We start from the raw sequence: 14,719 nt of genomic DNA, 5'->3' as shown, positions 1-14,719 counted from the left end.
AATTAATCCTTTTTGGTGAGTCATGGCCCTTCAGTATCACGTGTTACCTGTTACATCATTTTCTCAAAATTGCTCAATTGTCTGGTGCGATAAAACACAGCAGGGCATTGTTGTCGATCCGGGTGGCGACGTAGCGGCAATTAGGCGTCAAATAGAGCAGTTGTCGGTAGAGGTAGTTTCTGTGGTGTTGACCCATGGTCATCTTGATCATGTGGGCGGCGCGACCGATCTTGCGAAAAAGCTAAGCATTGACATTATTGGCCCTCACAAAGACGATAACTTTTGGTTGCAAGGATTGCCCGGTCAAAGTCAAATGTTCAACTTTCCATTGACCGAAGCCTTTGAACCTCAGCAATGGCTAAATGAAGGCGACACAGTGACATTTGGCGATGAGACCTTGCAGGTTATCCATACGCCTGGTCATACGCCTGGTCACGTGGTGCTATTCTCTGAAAGTGCGAAATTAGCCTTTGTTGGCGATGTGCTGTTTAACGGCAGCATTGGGCGCACCGACTTTCCTAAAGGCGACTTCAATACCTTAATCGATTCAATCAAGTCAAAGCTTTGGCCTCTTGGGAACGAAGTGAAATTTGTCCCAGGACACGGCCCCGAGTCTACCTTTGGTCATGAGCGACGCTCAAACCCATTTGTTGCTGACGAGATGCCGCTATATTAGTTGAGCATTTTGTCGTCGATTGGACGTGATTTGTCGACAAGTTCGAGTAAATACCCATCAAGTGCTTAATTTGACGCGCCTTTTGTTATAGACTGTGCGCCACTTTTTGTAAGACACCTCAATGGAGACTAAAATGAGACTTGCTCACAAGCGTAAGGTTCAGAATAAACTTAAAAAATGGGTAAAAACGGGTGCAACTACTGCGCCAAAAGTTGTTGTTAAGACGGCTCCTAAAAATGAAAAAGTTGAACCCGAGCAACAGCCAGTATCGACTCCAGTGGCACCGGCTAGTGAAATCAAGCTTACTGCAAAGCAGCAACAGGTCTTTGATATTGTCCGCGCAAACCCAGAAGGTATTAACCCGAAAGGGATTGGCCTAGAAGCTGGTCAAGAAGATGCTAAAGCCGCTTCTTGGGCGACAGGTGCACTCAAAAAACTTGTCGAACAAGAGTTGGTTGTTCGCAACCAACAAGCAGGAAACAAAGTAATTTACACGACTAAATAGTCACTGAACACTGTGTTTAAAGAGCCGAGCATTGCTCGGTTTTTTTTCGCCTTATTGACGTCGACCGCGACACCAGAGCTCTCTATGTTAATCGTTTGTAACTGATTATTGCGCCTAGCTTCACATTTCTGTAATCTTTCGCCGATGTGACTACCTACGTAGTTACTTAGAATAATTGTTAACATCAATGTTATTTAAGTTATTGTTTGTTAGACATATGTAGGTTGAGCTCAAAATATCTATTACGTAGTACTACGTACTACATAGGTCTTATGATGTTACATCTCGCCGTTTATGATCGGTAACACTCGGTATTTTCCTTTTGACCAGTAAGCGCCAATGTTAAGGCGTTTACACAACAACAAGGAAGAGATCATGAGTGGTCTGATTAAAACACTGATAAAAACATCAACCCTCTCTTTGGCGTTAGGAGCAATCGCCTTTAGCGCCACTGCAGCAGACAAGGTATATCGTCTTAAGCTTGCCGAGACTTGGGGACCTAACTTCCCAATATTTGGTGATGCGACTAAGAACATGGCTGAAATGGCCGAAAAGATGTCAAATGGACGCCTACAAATTCGTATCGATTCATCCAACAAACATAAAGCGCCACTCGGTGTGTTTGATATGGTTAAATCGGGTCAATATGACATGGGACACTCAGCATCGTATTACTGGAAAGGTAAAGTGCCGAATACGCTCTACTTTACAGCAATGCCTTTCGGGATGACTCCAGCAGAGCAATACGCTTGGTTCTACCACGGTGGTGGTATGGAGTTGATGGAACAAGTGTATACGCCACATAACGTGATGTCTTTCCCTGGCGGTAACAGTGATATCCAAATGGGTGGGTGGTTCCAAAAAGAAATCAACAGCGTTGATGATTTGCAGGGACTTAAAATGCGTATTCCTGGGTTTGCTGGTGAAATCCTAGCGGATCTTGGTGCGAAACCTACAAACATTGCTTCTGGCGAATTGTACACCTCACTGGAACGTCGCACTATCGATGCTCTAGAGTGGGTAGGTCCATCACTTGACTTGCGTATGGGCTTCCACAAAATTGCCCCATACTACTACACAGGGTGGCATGAGCCAGGATCTGAGCTTCAGTTCCTCGTAAACAAGCGTAAATTCGATAGCTTGCCAGAAGATCTACAAGAGATTTTACGCATAGCAATGAGAACGGCTGCGTACGACATGTACATCCACGCAACTCACGAAAGTGGTAAAAACTGGGCAAGTATGAAGAGTGAATACCCAGACGTACAAGTTAAAGATTTCCCACCAGAAGTTATGGCAGCATTTAGAGCTTCTAACGACAAACTACTTGCTGAGCATGCTGCAAAAGATGCTTTAGCCAAAGAGATTCAAATGTCTCAAGCGGCTTACTTAGAGCAAGTACGTTCGTGGACAGATATTTCTCATCGCGCTTACCTAAACAGCCAAGCGAAATAATCTACCTCTGTTAATTATTGGGGGCTTTGCCCCCAACTTAAAGTGGAATGTATTGTGAGAAGTCTACAAACCCTTGAAAGAGCGATCAACAAACTCAGCGACCTACTTGGCGTGATATCCGCGACACTGTTTTTGTTATTGGTAGCAAACGTAGTCTATGACGTTGTCATGCGTTACGCCTTTAACGATGTGTCGATAGCGTTTCAAGAAATGGAATGGCATTTATTTTCAGCTGTATTTTTACTTGGTGTTCCTTACGCACTAAAAGCAGGTGGCCATGTCAGAGTTGATATCTTATACGAAAAACTAAGCCGAAAAGTACAAGCATGGATAGACCTGCTGGGTGTGCTGTTTTTCCTTTTACCTTTTTGTTTACTCGTCACGTGGTATGGCGTTAGCTTTGCTCAAGAGTCCTATTTATTAGGTGAAACATCTGGCGATCCAGGTGGCCTATCTCATCGTTGGATCATAAAAGCGATGATACCTTTATCTTTCTTTTTTATGGCAGTAAGTGGAATAGGCATGTTATTGCACTCACTGAATAAAATACTCTCTCCATCTACCTCTATCAAATAACGCAAACGGAGTTCGTTGTGATTGGAATTGTGATGTTTTTTGTCGCGCTGTTTGCTCTCTTGTTGGGCTTTCCCGTGGCGTTTACGTTTGGCGGTATCGCACTCATATTTGGTGTGTGGGCTGAGGGCTTTGATATGTTCGCCTTTATGCCTTATCGAATTGAGTCGATCATGCAAAACACGGTGTTAATGGCTGTCCCGCTATTTGTGTTTATGGGGTTGGTTCTGCAAAAGACCAGGCTAGCAGAGCAACTACTTGAATCTATGGGGCGTTTGTTTGGTGGAGTACGAGGTGGCCTTGCAATATCAACCGTATTGGTCGGTGCTTTGCTGGCAGCGTCTACAGGTGTAGTTGGAGCCTCTGTGGTGGCAATGGGTCTTATATCGTTGCCAGTTATGCTGAAATACAATTACGACAAAGGTCTTGCCTGTGGAACCATCTGTGCCTCTGGCACATTAGGCCAAATTATTCCGCCATCGATTGTACTCATTTTATTGGGTGATGTATTAGGCGTACCCGTTGGTGACCTGTTTCAAGCGGCAATATGGCCAGGGTTGGTTCTTGTTGGCGCCTATATTGTGTATATCTTAATCTACGCAAAACTAAATCCTGAAGCGGCGCAACCAATTTTGTCAGAAGAAAATATTGACAGAAAAACGGAAGTGTTTAACGCGCTTAAAGCCATTATACCGCCACTTGCACTGATTATTATTGTACTGGGCTCTATTTTCGCGGGTGTGGCAACACCGACTGAATCGTCAGCTTTAGGCGGAGCAGGTGCGATCATATTAGCACTGCTATACCGACAGTTTAGCTGGGGTATGCTATATGAAGCGTCGAAAGAGACTGTAAAAGTTACTGCGATGGTGTTTGCTATCCTGTTGGGTGCTACAGCATTCTCAATGGCCTTCACCTATACCGGCGGCGACTATCTCGTTGAAGAGTGGATGTTAGCAATACCGGGTGAGAAATGGGGCTTTTTGATCGTGACCATGCTGGTGATTCTATTACTTGGCTTCTTTATCGATTTTGTGGAGATTTGCTTTATTATCGTACCGATCGTGGCTCCCGTAGCTGAGCTTATGGGGATAAACATGGCGTGGTTCGCGATTCTAGTCGCGATGAACCTTCAAACCTCGTTCTTAACACCACCCTTTGGATTTAGCTTGTTTTATCTAAAAGGCGTGGCACCAGATGGGGTGACCACAAGGGATATTTACCGCGGTGTTATGCCATTTATTGCTATACAAATTGTTGTTTTACTAACACTATTGGTGTTCCCAGGGTTTTACGGTATGTGATTTAGTTCTTACAAATCACTTACACATTCGCAACCCATGATGGACTCTCTTAGTCTATGAATAGAGCCTGCTGTTTTAGGCCGTTATATGATTTGGAGAGTCCATGCCGTTAAAAACCAAATTGTTTCTATTGACCATTGTCCCACTGTGCATAGTATTTGTAAGCGTAGTTTGGATCAGTGTGTTTCAAATGAAGCAATTGGGTGAAAATGAAATATCGCTGTTTGAAACCAAAATGTTAGAGTCACGAGAACAGGCTCTATTGGACAGCGCCGATATTGCCCTTGCCGCTATTTCGCACATCATCTCTGATGAAGCCATTCCAGACCATATTGCGCAGCAAGAGGTCAAAAAAATACTGCGTAACCTTCGTTATAGTGATGATGGTTACTTTTTCGTGTATGACCAACACGGTTTTAACCTCGTTCATCCGATCTCCCTCGAGTTAGAGGGCAGAAACCTACTGCATCTTAAAGACCAATATGGCGACTCAATTATTGGTTCACTGTTGCACGCGGCTCAAAATGGTGGGGGGTATCATAATTATGACTGGCAACGGCCATCTACAGGAAAAGTAGCGGCTAAAATGAGCTACGCGGTTTGGTTAGACCGCTGGGATTGGATGATAGGCACGGGGATTTATATCGAAGACATCGTTACCGACGTCGCCAATATGCAACGCTCGGTTCAAAGTAACGTCAATAACACCTTTTTTTCCCTCACCTCCATTTTTGTCATTTCCGTGGTGCTGATTGTCCTAGTGACTTTGGTTATTAACGTTCGAGAGCATCGCCTAGCGGATTCGAACTTAAAAGAGCTTGCTCACAAGACGGTAATGTTACAAGAGGATGAGAAAAAGCATTTGTCTCGAGAATTACATGATGGCGTGAACCAAATGCTGGTATCGTCTATATGCCATTTAGATCTCGCGATGACCCGAGTAAAAGACAGCGGAGACTCCGAGCAGGTTAAACATCTTCAAGGCAGCCGTAATGGAATATTATCAGCTATAAAAGAAGTAAGAGATATCTCTCATGCGATGCGTCCATCTGCACTCGATGACATAGGTTTTTTGGCCGCAATCAATTCACTTTTAGACGACTTTATTTCGCACTCAAACATCGATGTTAGCCGTGTTTTGAGTGACGACATCACTCAACCAGCGCCAGAAAAAGCAACTATGCTATACCGAGTGATTCAAGAAGCACTGACTAACATCGACAAACATGCAAAAGCATCTCGAGTAGAGTTTCTTTTCCAACAGCTTGGAGAGAGTTACCAAGTGATTGTGCGTGATAATGGTATTGGTTTTGATCGTAGTAGCTTAAAAGGAAATGATGGTATAGGGCTGCGTAATATGCGTGAGCGCGTTGAGTTTGTCGGTGGCAGCTTTGACATAGACAGTGCAAAAGGCGCAGGTACAGAGATCTCAATTTTGCTTGATGTAGGATAGGTAAGAGCAATGCAAAAAATTCGTATCGTAATTGTGGATGACCATCAGGTTGTTCAAGATGGCTTTAAGCTAAGATTGGACATGGAAGCCTCATTCGAAGTCGTCGGTCTTGCGTCAAATGGCGTACAGGCCATTGAGGTCATTGAAGATGTGACACCGGATGTGGTGCTTATGGACATCAACATGCCACTAATGAACGGTGTAGAGGCAACGACAGAACTTAAATCGCGTCATCCAAACCTGAAAATTCTAATGTTAACCATGCATGAGGATAAAGAGTACATCATGCAAGCCATGCAAGCTGGTGCGATGGGGTATTTGTTAAAAGAGATATCCTCTGACAAATTAGTGCAAGCCATTAAAACGGTGTATAGCGGTGGTACGTATTTCTGCAAGAAAGTGACGGAAACACTTTTTTCAGAGCCGCCTCGAAAATCCGAATCTACCGAGCCAAACCCGTTGAGTCGACGTGAAGAATCGGTGTTAAAACTGATTGCACAAGGCGAAAGCAACAAACGAATTGCCACAAATTTAGATATAAGCGTCCGTACAGTTGAGACGCACCGACAAAATATAAAGCACAAACTAAAAATACAAACCGCAGCTGGCTTGGCAAAGTATGCGCTTGAGAGAGGAATGTTATAACCAACTAAACTCGTTTTTCTGAAGCTGTGTCGAGATATGTGTAGGATGTTCTGATACAATTCGTGCAAACAGCTAGGATGTAAAACAAAGTGAAGTAGGATGGATATCAAAGCAACACGTTTATTTTTAGTATGTCTTTTACCGTTACCCGCTTTAGCAGCGGATGTGATTTCGAGCGGTTATCGAGAATATCAAACACCTGTCAATTATAACTTTTTTCAAGTCTCACTCGGTGGCGGAGAGATCAATCCAGATGATTTGCCTAATTCAAAAGTCTCAGTGAGTAGCCTCAATGGCCAACTGATGCTTAACGAGTCTTGGTTAGTTGGCGTTAATTATAAAGGGCGTTTTACTAACAATGACGAGTCAGATGCACGGGCAGATTACTTAACCGGCATGATTGGCTACCGCATGTTAGTTGAAGAAAGCACCGATATTGTTGTACAAGGTCGGCTAGGCTATGCTTGGGTAGAATCTAATTACGACAATGTTGACGAAGTTCTAAGCGAAGCTAACTTCACCTCAGCGATCAATATTGGTGCCTATCACGGCTTTACTGACTCGTTTGAAGGTCGTTTCGTTGTTGAGTATATGGATTCAAAACTATCAAACGAAACATCCTTTGAGTTAGCCGGTGACTATTACTTTAATTCTCACTTTAGTTTTGGTGGTTACGGGAAATACATTGTCGCTTCCCGCAGTGATATTAATCACTTTGGCATTACGGCGAAGTTTCGCTTCTAAGTTCGTTAACACCTGAATAAGTCATTTATGACAGCAATAAAAAAAGGATCCCTTGGGATCCTTTTTGTGTTTTCAGCTTTATACAGAACTAAAGTACAGCAGCAATGCCTTTGCACAATGGTCCCATGTTTGACTTGGTCATACCGGCTACACTAATACGGCCAGAGCCAACAATGTAAATGCCAAATTCTGTTTTGAGGCGTTCAACTTGTTCTTTACTTAGGCCAGAAAAAGAAAACATACCATTTTGTCGTTCGATGAAGCTAAAGTCAGCCTCTACACCTTCTTGTTTTAGTGTTTCAACAAACAGGGTACGCATCTCTTGAATTCGATCGCGCATTTCTGCGACTTCTTGTTCCCATTCAGAGCGTAGTGCGTCATCGTTTAAGATATGTGTCACTACTGCCGCGCCGTGTGCTGGTGGGTTAGAGTAAATCGAGCGAATGATAGCTTTGACTTGTGAAAACGCAGTAGTCGCAACGGCATTGTCTTTCGCTACCAAAGTAAAGGCGCCAACACGCTCGTTGTACAAACCAAAGTTTTTAGAGAAAGAACTCGCAACCAATAACTCGTCACATTTTTGTGCAAAAATGCGAAGACCTTTAGCATCGTCTTCTACACCCTTTGCAAACCCTTGGTAAGCAAAGTCGAATAGGGGAATAAGTTGTTTTTCAGCAACTAAGTCTGCAAGTGTTTGCCATTCTGCTTCTGTTGGATCAATACCCGTTGGGTTGTGGCAGCAGCCGTGTAACAAAACAATGTCGCCTTTCTCAGCAGATTGAAGATCGCTGACCATCGCATCGAAATTTTTGTCTTTCGTTTCAGCGTTGTAATAGCCGTATTGTTTGGTCTCAAGACCAGCAGCAGTGAACACACCGTTGTGGTTAGCCCAGGTTGGATTGCTGATCCAGATGCGTGGAGCACCCAATTGACGCTTGATAAACTCACCGGCTACACGTAACGCTCCTGTGCCACCAGGGGCTTGAGCTGTTTTAGCACGTGTTTCAGTTACAATGTTTGATTCTGCGCCGAACAGCAATTTTTGAACCGCAAGTCCGTAAGCTGCAGTGCCCTCGATCGTAAGGTAAGATTTGGTTTTTTCGCTGTCTAACAAGACAGCTTCCGCTTTTTTAACCGTGGTTAAGACTGGAGTTTCACCTTGCTCATTTTTGTAGATACCAACCCCAAGGTTGATTTTTTCAGCACGAGCGTCTTTTTTAAACTCTTCAGTCAGGCCCAGAATTGGATCGGCGGGGGCCGCCGCGACGGTTTCAAACATTGTAATAATTCCCTGTTGTGTGAAATGAACTACTTTCTTTATACCTTTTTGCACAGCATGAAACAATAGCAAACCATTGCCTATTTCTATAAAAGTTATACAAAAAAGCCAACTCGATATGAGTTGGCTTTTAAAACCTTATTTTGACATGTTTGTTAAGTGAAAATGCCAATCATTTGGTTATTTAACTGATTAGAAGTTCGCGCTACGAGGTGCACGTGGGAAAGGAATCACATCACGAATGTTAGACATACCAGTAACGTAAGAAACCAAACGCTCGAATCCTAGACCGAAGCCACCGTGAGGAACAGTACCGTAGCGACGTAAGTCGCGGTACCAGCTCATGTGCTCTGGATCGATGTCCATAGAACGCATACGCGCATCCAGTACATCTAAACGCTCTTCACGTTGTGAACCACCAATGATCTCACCAATGCCTGGTGCAAGTACATCCATCGCGGCAACGGTTTTACCGTCGTCGTTCATGCGCATGTAGAATGCCTTGATATCTTTCGGGTAGTTTTTCACGATGACAGGTGCTTTAAAGTGCTCTTCTGCGAGGTAGCGTTCGTGCTCTGAAGACATGTCGATACCCCACTCAACAGGGAATTCAAATGTCTTACCCGAATCGAGAAGGATTTGAATCGCGTCGGTATAATCAACTTGCGCGAAATCCGAAGAAACAAATTGCTCTAGACGTGTGATGGCTTGCTTTTCGATGCGTTGAGCAAAAAACTCAAGATCGTCACGACATTCATCGAGTGCGGCTTTAAATACGTACTTCAGCATGTCTTCTGCCAGTTTGGCAACATCATCTAAGTCAGCGAAAGCGAGCTCAGGTTCAACCATCCAGAATTCAGCTAGGTGACGACTGGTATTTGAGTTCTCTGCGCGGAATGTAGGTCCAAAGGTGTACACTTTGGTTAGTGCACAGGCATAGGCTTCAGCATTTAGCTGACCTGATACCGTTAGGAACGTTTCTTTTCCGAAGAAGTCTTCGTTGTAATCGACGTCGCCTTTATCAGTCAGCGGTAGGTTAGCCATATCCAGCGTTGATACGCGGAACATCTCTCCTGCACCTTCAGCATCTGACGCTGTGATCAGTGGGGCAGAGACCCAGAAGTAGCCTTGCTCATGGTAAAAACGATGAATCGCCTGCGACAAACAGTTACGGACGCGGGCAACCGCACCAATGACGTTAGTACGAGGGCGCAAGTGAGCGACTTCACGTAAGTACTCGATAGAGTGACGTGTTTTTGCCATAGGGTAGGTTTCGGCGTCTTCAACCCATCCAACCACTTTTACAGCGGTTGCGGCGAGCTCAAAATCCTGACCTTTAGCTGGAGACTCGACAATGGTACCGGTCACTTCCACAGAGCAGCCGGTGGTCAGCTTAAGTACTTCTTGCTCGTAATTGCTTAAATTGTTTGGGACCACGGCCTGAATCGGGTCGAAACATGAGCCGTCGTAAATGGCAAGAAATGAGATTCCAGCTTTGGAATCACGACGTGAGCGGATCCAGCCTTTAACAGTAACTTCACTGTCGATAGCTAGCTTACCACCAAGCACGTCTTTAACAGGCGCGTAAGTCATGTAATGTAATACTCCATTGTGTATAAAAAGAGCCCAAACAGGCAGTGCAGTGCGCACTTTTATCGATCTGTACAGTTTACCTAGCAATTATTTGGCTTCAACCACTAATTGCCGGCAATACAGTAAAAAATAGCGGTTTTTTAGGACTTGTACCTTATCTGTTGGTTATGGCATCAAAAACCAGACTTTAAACAAAAGACAAACACGATCAAATCGAAAGTTGCCTCTGTAAGGCGTGCAATATTTGTGCGGTTACACCCCAAATAAATTGTTGTTCAAACAAAGCGCCATAAATAGTATGAGACACGCCTTTATGAGTGACACTGTAACTGCTTAGGGCGTCTGGACTGAGTATGAATGATGCTGGAACCTCAAACAGTTCTGCCACTTCGTTCTCGTCGATGATCGGTTGATAGCTTGCATCGATAAAAGCAACGACGGGTACAACGGAAAAACTAGACACTGTATTGAGTGACGGAAGTGCGCCAATAACTTTGATCTTGTGTGGCGGAATACCCAACTCTTCATGGGTTTCTCGCAAAGCTGTTTCCGCTACGTCGAGATCGTGTTTTTCTACTTTACCGCCAGGAAAACTCACTTGTCCTGGGTGATGTTTTAGATGGTCTGCTCGACGAGTTAACACCAGCTGGAGCTGTTGCTCTCGCTCGACCAATCCAATCAGTACCGCGGCGTCACGCAGTGGTCTCGGTGAAGAGTGCACCTTAGAAAGTGGCCGATGGTGCTGATACTGTGTGGGTGAAAGGCTTTGAAAGCGCAACAAAAATTCGTCTTTAGTCATAATCATCTATTCAGAAGTTAACGATAATAGGCGTTTTAAAGTTATCGCGCCGATTCACTTATTTTAAATACAGAATAATCGACCTATTGGTTCATTACTAGGGTCTGTTTTGCCACGTTAGATGGGCAAGTATGGCTTTGAGTTGATCGTAACTCCATGATTCTCCCAAAGCGTCGAACAGCGGTTTGAGTTTCCTATCACTGATTGAATTTAACTGTTGGGCTTTTGAAGATAGCACAGCAAGATCTGATTCATTAATATCCATCAGCTGATGAAGCTCGAGTTGACCGACTTCAACGCCGCTCACTAAATGTCCATAGATGGTTGCACTTGATAGCGAGCGTTGCGAGGCGATTGTGTCAATGCTACTCCCTTGTTTAAACAGTGTGCAGCTTTGTTGTTCCGTTGCATTTAGCTGTCTAGCTTCATATTGGCGTGCTTCAATGACCGCGATAATTGCGTCACCATATTTTGCGACTTTGTTCTCGCCAAAGCCCGACACGCTAGATAATGATTCTTTAGTTAGTGGGCGAGACCTAGCGGCTTCACGTAAGCTTTTGTCATGACAGATTACGTATGCTGGCACGCCTTGTTCATTAGCGAGCTGAGCTCTTACGGACTTGAGTTTTTCAAATTGCTCTAAGTCTGCTGCATCAAGTGCGTCGCTAGCCGCAGATTGGGTGGCACGAGAGGCACTTTTGCTTTTTCTTAATTGCCTAAGTTGCACACGTTTTTCGCCACGTAGGATTTCTCGGCAACTCGATGTGAGTTTTAAGTTATTGAATTCACCTTCAACGGTTAAATAATCCATTGCGATAAGTTGACGAAAAACCCCTTTCCATTGGTTTGCACTTAGATCTGTGCCAATACCAAACGTCGATAATCTGTCATGCCCAAAGCGCTCTATTCGTTGTTCCTTTTTACCCAGTAGCACGTTTATGATGTAGGTGACAGAAAAGCGCTGGCCGCATCGATAGACTGCAGATAATGCTTTTTGCGCTGCTTCAGTTCCATCCCATGTACTTGGCGGGGACAAACAGTTATCACAGTTACCGCATGGTTCGCTCTGCTGTCCAAAGTATCGCAACAGTGTTTGGCGACGACAGTCGATCAACTCACAATAGCCCAATAGCGCATTGAGCTTTTGAGATTGAACTTGCTTATACTCGCGCGGGCCATCTGAGTTTTCCAACATTTGTCTTTGCAACACCATGTCTTGCATGCCGTAGGCCATCCATGCGTTTGCTGGCTCGCCATCTCGTCCAGCGCGTCCGGTTTCTTGGTAATACGACTCGATGCTTTTGGGTAAACTTAAATGCGCAACAAACCGCACATCCGGTTTATCAATACCCATCCCAAACGCGATTGTCGCCACAATGATCACGCCATCTTCTCGTAAAAATCGTTGCTGATTTGTTTCTCGCACTTGATTAGATAAGCCTGCATGGTAGGGCAGTGCGGTGCGGCCTTTCTCGTTCAACCACTGCGCAGTTTCTTCGACTTTTTTTCGTGACAAACAATAGATAACACCGGCATCGTTAGCGTGAGAGTCGTTGATAAACGACCAAAGATCGGCTTTAGCGTTGTTTGGTTCGTTAACATGGTATCGAATGTTGGGCCTGTCGAAACTATGAACATAGTGCTTCGCGTCGACAAGACCAAGCTGCGTGGCGATTTCGTGCTGCGTTTTTGAGTCTGCTGTCGCAGTCAGAGCAATCCTCGGTATGGATGGGAAGCGATGTTGAAGTATCGATAACTTTTGGTACTCAGGACGAAAGTCATGGCCCCACTGACTCACACAGTGCGCTTCATCTATGGCAAACAAAGAAATCGATGTTTGTTCCAACAACTGTAAAGTTCGCTCCATTAATAACCGCTCGGGTGCAACATAGAGTAGCTGTATTTCATTGTTGAGCACCCATTGCTCCACTTGAATCTGCTCGTACTGATCTTGTGTAGAGTTTAGAAACGCAGCTTTAATGCCTAATTGATGCAGAGCATCGACCTGGTCTTTCATCAAAGCAATCAACGGGGATACAACAATGCCAACTCCCTGTCTGGCGAGAGCGGGTATTTGATAACATAATGACTTGCCACCACCGGTTGGCATGATTGTTAGAACATGATTGCCATCGATGAGTTGCTCAACAATGTCTTGCTGTTGATGTCTAAAGTCAGAATAACCAAATACCGATTGCAATATGTTTAAGGGGGATTGTGCCACGCCGATTCTCTTGTACTCATTTGGGGTATCGACACGCAGTGGCAATACACTTGAATTAGATGAAAAGAGATAGTAGCGAACTGAATACAAAACGCTAGTCAAGCTGTCAGGATATCGTTCAATCCAACCGAATTTAGTACTTATAATTATTTTGTAACCCATCTAAACATGAGGATGCTTAGTCAATGGACACGAAATCCGATATAGTGGCTCCTTAAGTGCTTGTCTGTGCTTACAGTCAACACAGTGATGCCAACTCGGTCGTAATCTAGTAGTAGAATTCAAAGAGAAATCAATGAACATTGTCGTCGATACTCATACCCATACCGTTGCTTCAGGCCACGCCTATAGCACTTTGACTGAAAATGCCTCAGCAGCCTCACGTCATGGTCTGTCGCTATTATGTACAACAGACCATGCGCCCAAAATGCCAGGTGCTCCTCACTATTGGTACTTCAATAACCAAAAAATATTACCTCGATTCTTGGAAGGTGTCGGTATTATCCGTGGAGTAGAAGCCAATATTTGTAACGAAGACGGAGAGATTGACCTTCCGTTGTCATCAGACCCTCTTTTAGATTGGGTGATTGGCAGTTTCCATGAGCCTATTTTTCATCCAAGTGATGAGGCAAGCCATACCAAGGCCCTGATTTCGGCCATTGAGAGTGGTCGAATAGATGCGTTGGGTCACCTGGGCAACCCTAATTACCCATTTGATATTGAGCGAGTGTTGTCCTGCGCCAAACACAATGATGTGGCGATAGAAATTAATAATACGTCGCTGATCGGCAACAGTCGCAAAGGCAGTGAAGAGCGTTGCGACCGAATTGTCGAAGTGGGCGCTAAAGTTGGGGTTCTATTTACTACCGGGTCAGACGCTCATTTTTACGATCAAATAGGCCAACTGCAACTCGCGGTTGCTTTGTTAGAGAAATATAATGTGCGCGAAGAAAGGGTTATTACCTCGTCGACTCAGCAGTTTTTGCACTTTCTGACACTGCGGGGCAAACCACGTATTGCCGAGTTCGACTCACTGTATTAAAAAGAGATCACTAATAGAAGTAAGGACGACCTTACCGCTCAATTTTTTGATGGGGACGACCCCAATCCATAGAGAAATTTATGAATTGGATAATTTTAGTCGTCGCAGGTTTATTAGAGATTGGGTGGGCCATAGGTCTCAAATATTCACAAGGCTTCACCAAACTAGGGCCGTCTATTGCGACAGTATGCTGTTTACTATTTAGTATAGTATTGCTCGGCGTTTCAATGAAAACCCTTCCTGTTGGTACTGCCTACGCTATATGGGTAGGGATAGGTGCAATTGGGACCGCGCTGTTTGGGATTGTTCTGTTTGATGAATCTACCGATGTTATTAAATTGGTAAGTCTTGGTTTGATTTTTGCCGGAATTATTGGACTAAAATTGGCTCACAGTTAAATGGCTCACCACACGATATGAACTTTTAG

Annotated in this window: 14 protein-coding genes; 10 read left to right on the top strand and 4 right to left on the bottom strand. The window is 44.4% G+C overall.

Annotated elements, in window-relative coordinates:
* The first annotated feature begins 22 nt into the window (after positions 1–22).
* The 8 genes from JQC93_RS05765 (at position 23) to JQC93_RS05730 (ending at position 7,355) form a co-directional block, all read left to right on the top strand.
* Positions 23–676 (top strand): MBL fold metallo-hydrolase, encoded by a 654-nt coding sequence (locus tag JQC93_RS05765; protein ID WP_205157528.1) that lies wholly within the window; start codon positions 23–25, stop codon positions 674–676.
* Between the two features lie 133 nt (positions 677–809).
* Complete coding sequence (locus JQC93_RS05760; RefSeq protein ID WP_205157527.1) at positions 810–1,181, top strand: MarR family transcriptional regulator; 372 nt, start codon at positions 810–812, stop codon at positions 1,179–1,181.
* A gap of 375 nt (positions 1,182–1,556) precedes the next feature.
* A complete protein-coding gene (locus tag JQC93_RS05755) occupies positions 1,557–2,636 on the top strand; it encodes a TRAP transporter substrate-binding protein (protein WP_205157526.1) in 1,080 nt (359 codons plus the stop codon).
* 54 nt (positions 2,637–2,690) lie between these two features.
* Complete coding sequence (locus tag JQC93_RS05750; RefSeq protein WP_205157525.1) at positions 2,691–3,212, top strand: TRAP transporter small permease subunit; 522 nt, start codon at positions 2,691–2,693, stop codon at positions 3,210–3,212.
* 17 nt (positions 3,213–3,229) lie between these two features.
* Positions 3,230–4,513, top strand: coding sequence for a TRAP transporter large permease (locus tag JQC93_RS05745; RefSeq protein ID WP_205157524.1), 1,284 nt, complete (start codon positions 3,230–3,232; stop codon positions 4,511–4,513).
* A 103-nt stretch (positions 4,514–4,616) separates the two neighbouring features.
* Positions 4,617–5,966 (top strand): cache domain-containing protein, encoded by a 1,350-nt coding sequence (locus tag JQC93_RS05740; protein ID WP_205157523.1) that lies wholly within the window; start codon positions 4,617–4,619, stop codon positions 5,964–5,966.
* 9 nt (positions 5,967–5,975) lie between these two features.
* On the top strand, positions 5,976–6,611 hold the full coding sequence (locus JQC93_RS05735; RefSeq protein WP_205157522.1) for a response regulator transcription factor: 636 nt from the start codon (positions 5,976–5,978) through the stop codon (positions 6,609–6,611).
* A gap of 99 nt (positions 6,612–6,710) precedes the next feature.
* Positions 6,711–7,355 carry an outer membrane beta-barrel protein gene (locus tag JQC93_RS05730; RefSeq protein ID WP_205157521.1) on the top strand — a complete coding sequence of 215 codons (645 nt, stop codon included), beginning with the start codon at positions 6,711–6,713 and terminating at the stop codon, positions 7,353–7,355.
* 88 nt (positions 7,356–7,443) lie between these two features.
* Here JQC93_RS05730 and JQC93_RS05725 read toward each other — a convergent pair whose 3' ends face one another.
* From JQC93_RS05725 to recQ, 4 genes are all read right to left on the bottom strand, one after another.
* Complete coding sequence (locus JQC93_RS05725) at positions 7,444–8,634, bottom strand: amino acid aminotransferase (protein WP_205157520.1); 1,191 nt, start codon at positions 8,632–8,634, stop codon at positions 7,444–7,446.
* 192 nt (positions 8,635–8,826) lie between these two features.
* Positions 8,827–10,227 (bottom strand): asparagine--tRNA ligase, encoded by a 1,401-nt coding sequence (gene asnS, locus JQC93_RS05720; protein WP_205157519.1) that lies wholly within the window; start codon positions 10,225–10,227, stop codon positions 8,827–8,829.
* 208 nt (positions 10,228–10,435) lie between these two features.
* Positions 10,436–11,026 (bottom strand): CoA pyrophosphatase, encoded by a 591-nt coding sequence (locus tag JQC93_RS05715; protein ID WP_205157518.1) that lies wholly within the window; start codon positions 11,024–11,026, stop codon positions 10,436–10,438.
* Between the two features lie 97 nt (positions 11,027–11,123).
* Positions 11,124–13,250 (bottom strand): DNA helicase RecQ, encoded by a 2,127-nt coding sequence (recQ, locus tag JQC93_RS05710; RefSeq protein WP_328833340.1) that lies wholly within the window; start codon positions 13,248–13,250, stop codon positions 11,124–11,126.
* A gap of 295 nt (positions 13,251–13,545) precedes the next feature.
* Between recQ and JQC93_RS05705 the strand changes: the two genes are divergently transcribed.
* Together JQC93_RS05705 and sugE are read left to right on the top strand one after the other, a co-directional pair.
* Entirely contained in the window at positions 13,546–14,292 is a 747-nt protein-coding gene (locus JQC93_RS05705; RefSeq protein WP_205157516.1) for a phosphatase, read from the top strand.
* An 80-nt stretch (positions 14,293–14,372) separates the two neighbouring features.
* Positions 14,373–14,690 carry a quaternary ammonium compound efflux SMR transporter SugE gene (sugE, locus tag JQC93_RS05700; protein WP_205157515.1) on the top strand — a complete coding sequence of 106 codons (318 nt, stop codon included), beginning with the start codon at positions 14,373–14,375 and terminating at the stop codon, positions 14,688–14,690.
* Positions 14,691–14,719 lie beyond the last annotated feature (29 nt).

The organism is Vibrio ulleungensis (assembly GCF_016900875.1).
GTDB classification, from domain to species: Bacteria; Pseudomonadota; Gammaproteobacteria; order Enterobacterales; family Vibrionaceae; genus Vibrio; species Vibrio ulleungensis.
This window is presented reverse-complemented; position numbering and strand designations above follow the sequence as displayed.

What these genes read in the sequence shown, in the direction of transcription:
- JQC93_RS05765 (WP_205157528.1), top strand. Translation starts at nt 23, where the DNA reads ATGGCCCTTCAGTATCACGTGTTACCTGTTACATCATTTTCTCAAAAT.
- JQC93_RS05760 (WP_205157527.1), top strand. Translation starts at nt 810, where the DNA reads ATGAGACTTGCTCACAAGCGTAAGGTTCAGAATAAACTTAAAAAATGG.
- JQC93_RS05755 (WP_205157526.1), top strand. Translation starts at nt 1,557, where the DNA reads ATGAGTGGTCTGATTAAAACACTGATAAAAACATCAACCCTCTCTTTG.
- JQC93_RS05740 (WP_205157523.1), top strand. Translation starts at nt 4,617, where the DNA reads ATGCCGTTAAAAACCAAATTGTTTCTATTGACCATTGTCCCACTGTGC.
- JQC93_RS05735 (WP_205157522.1), top strand. Translation starts at nt 5,976, where the DNA reads ATGCAAAAAATTCGTATCGTAATTGTGGATGACCATCAGGTTGTTCAA.
- JQC93_RS05730 (WP_205157521.1), top strand. Translation starts at nt 6,711, where the DNA reads ATGGATATCAAAGCAACACGTTTATTTTTAGTATGTCTTTTACCGTTA.
- JQC93_RS05725 (WP_205157520.1), bottom strand. Translation starts at nt 8,634, where the DNA reads ATGTTTGAAACCGTCGCGGCGGCCCCCGCCGATCCAATTCTGGGCCTG.
- asnS (WP_205157519.1), bottom strand. Translation starts at nt 10,227, where the DNA reads ATGACTTACGCGCCTGTTAAAGACGTGCTTGGTGGTAAGCTAGCTATC.
- JQC93_RS05715 (WP_205157518.1), bottom strand. Translation starts at nt 11,026, where the DNA reads ATGACTAAAGACGAATTTTTGTTGCGCTTTCAAAGCCTTTCACCCACA.
- JQC93_RS05705 (WP_205157516.1), top strand. Translation starts at nt 13,546, where the DNA reads ATGAACATTGTCGTCGATACTCATACCCATACCGTTGCTTCAGGCCAC.
- sugE (WP_205157515.1), top strand. Translation starts at nt 14,373, where the DNA reads ATGAATTGGATAATTTTAGTCGTCGCAGGTTTATTAGAGATTGGGTGG.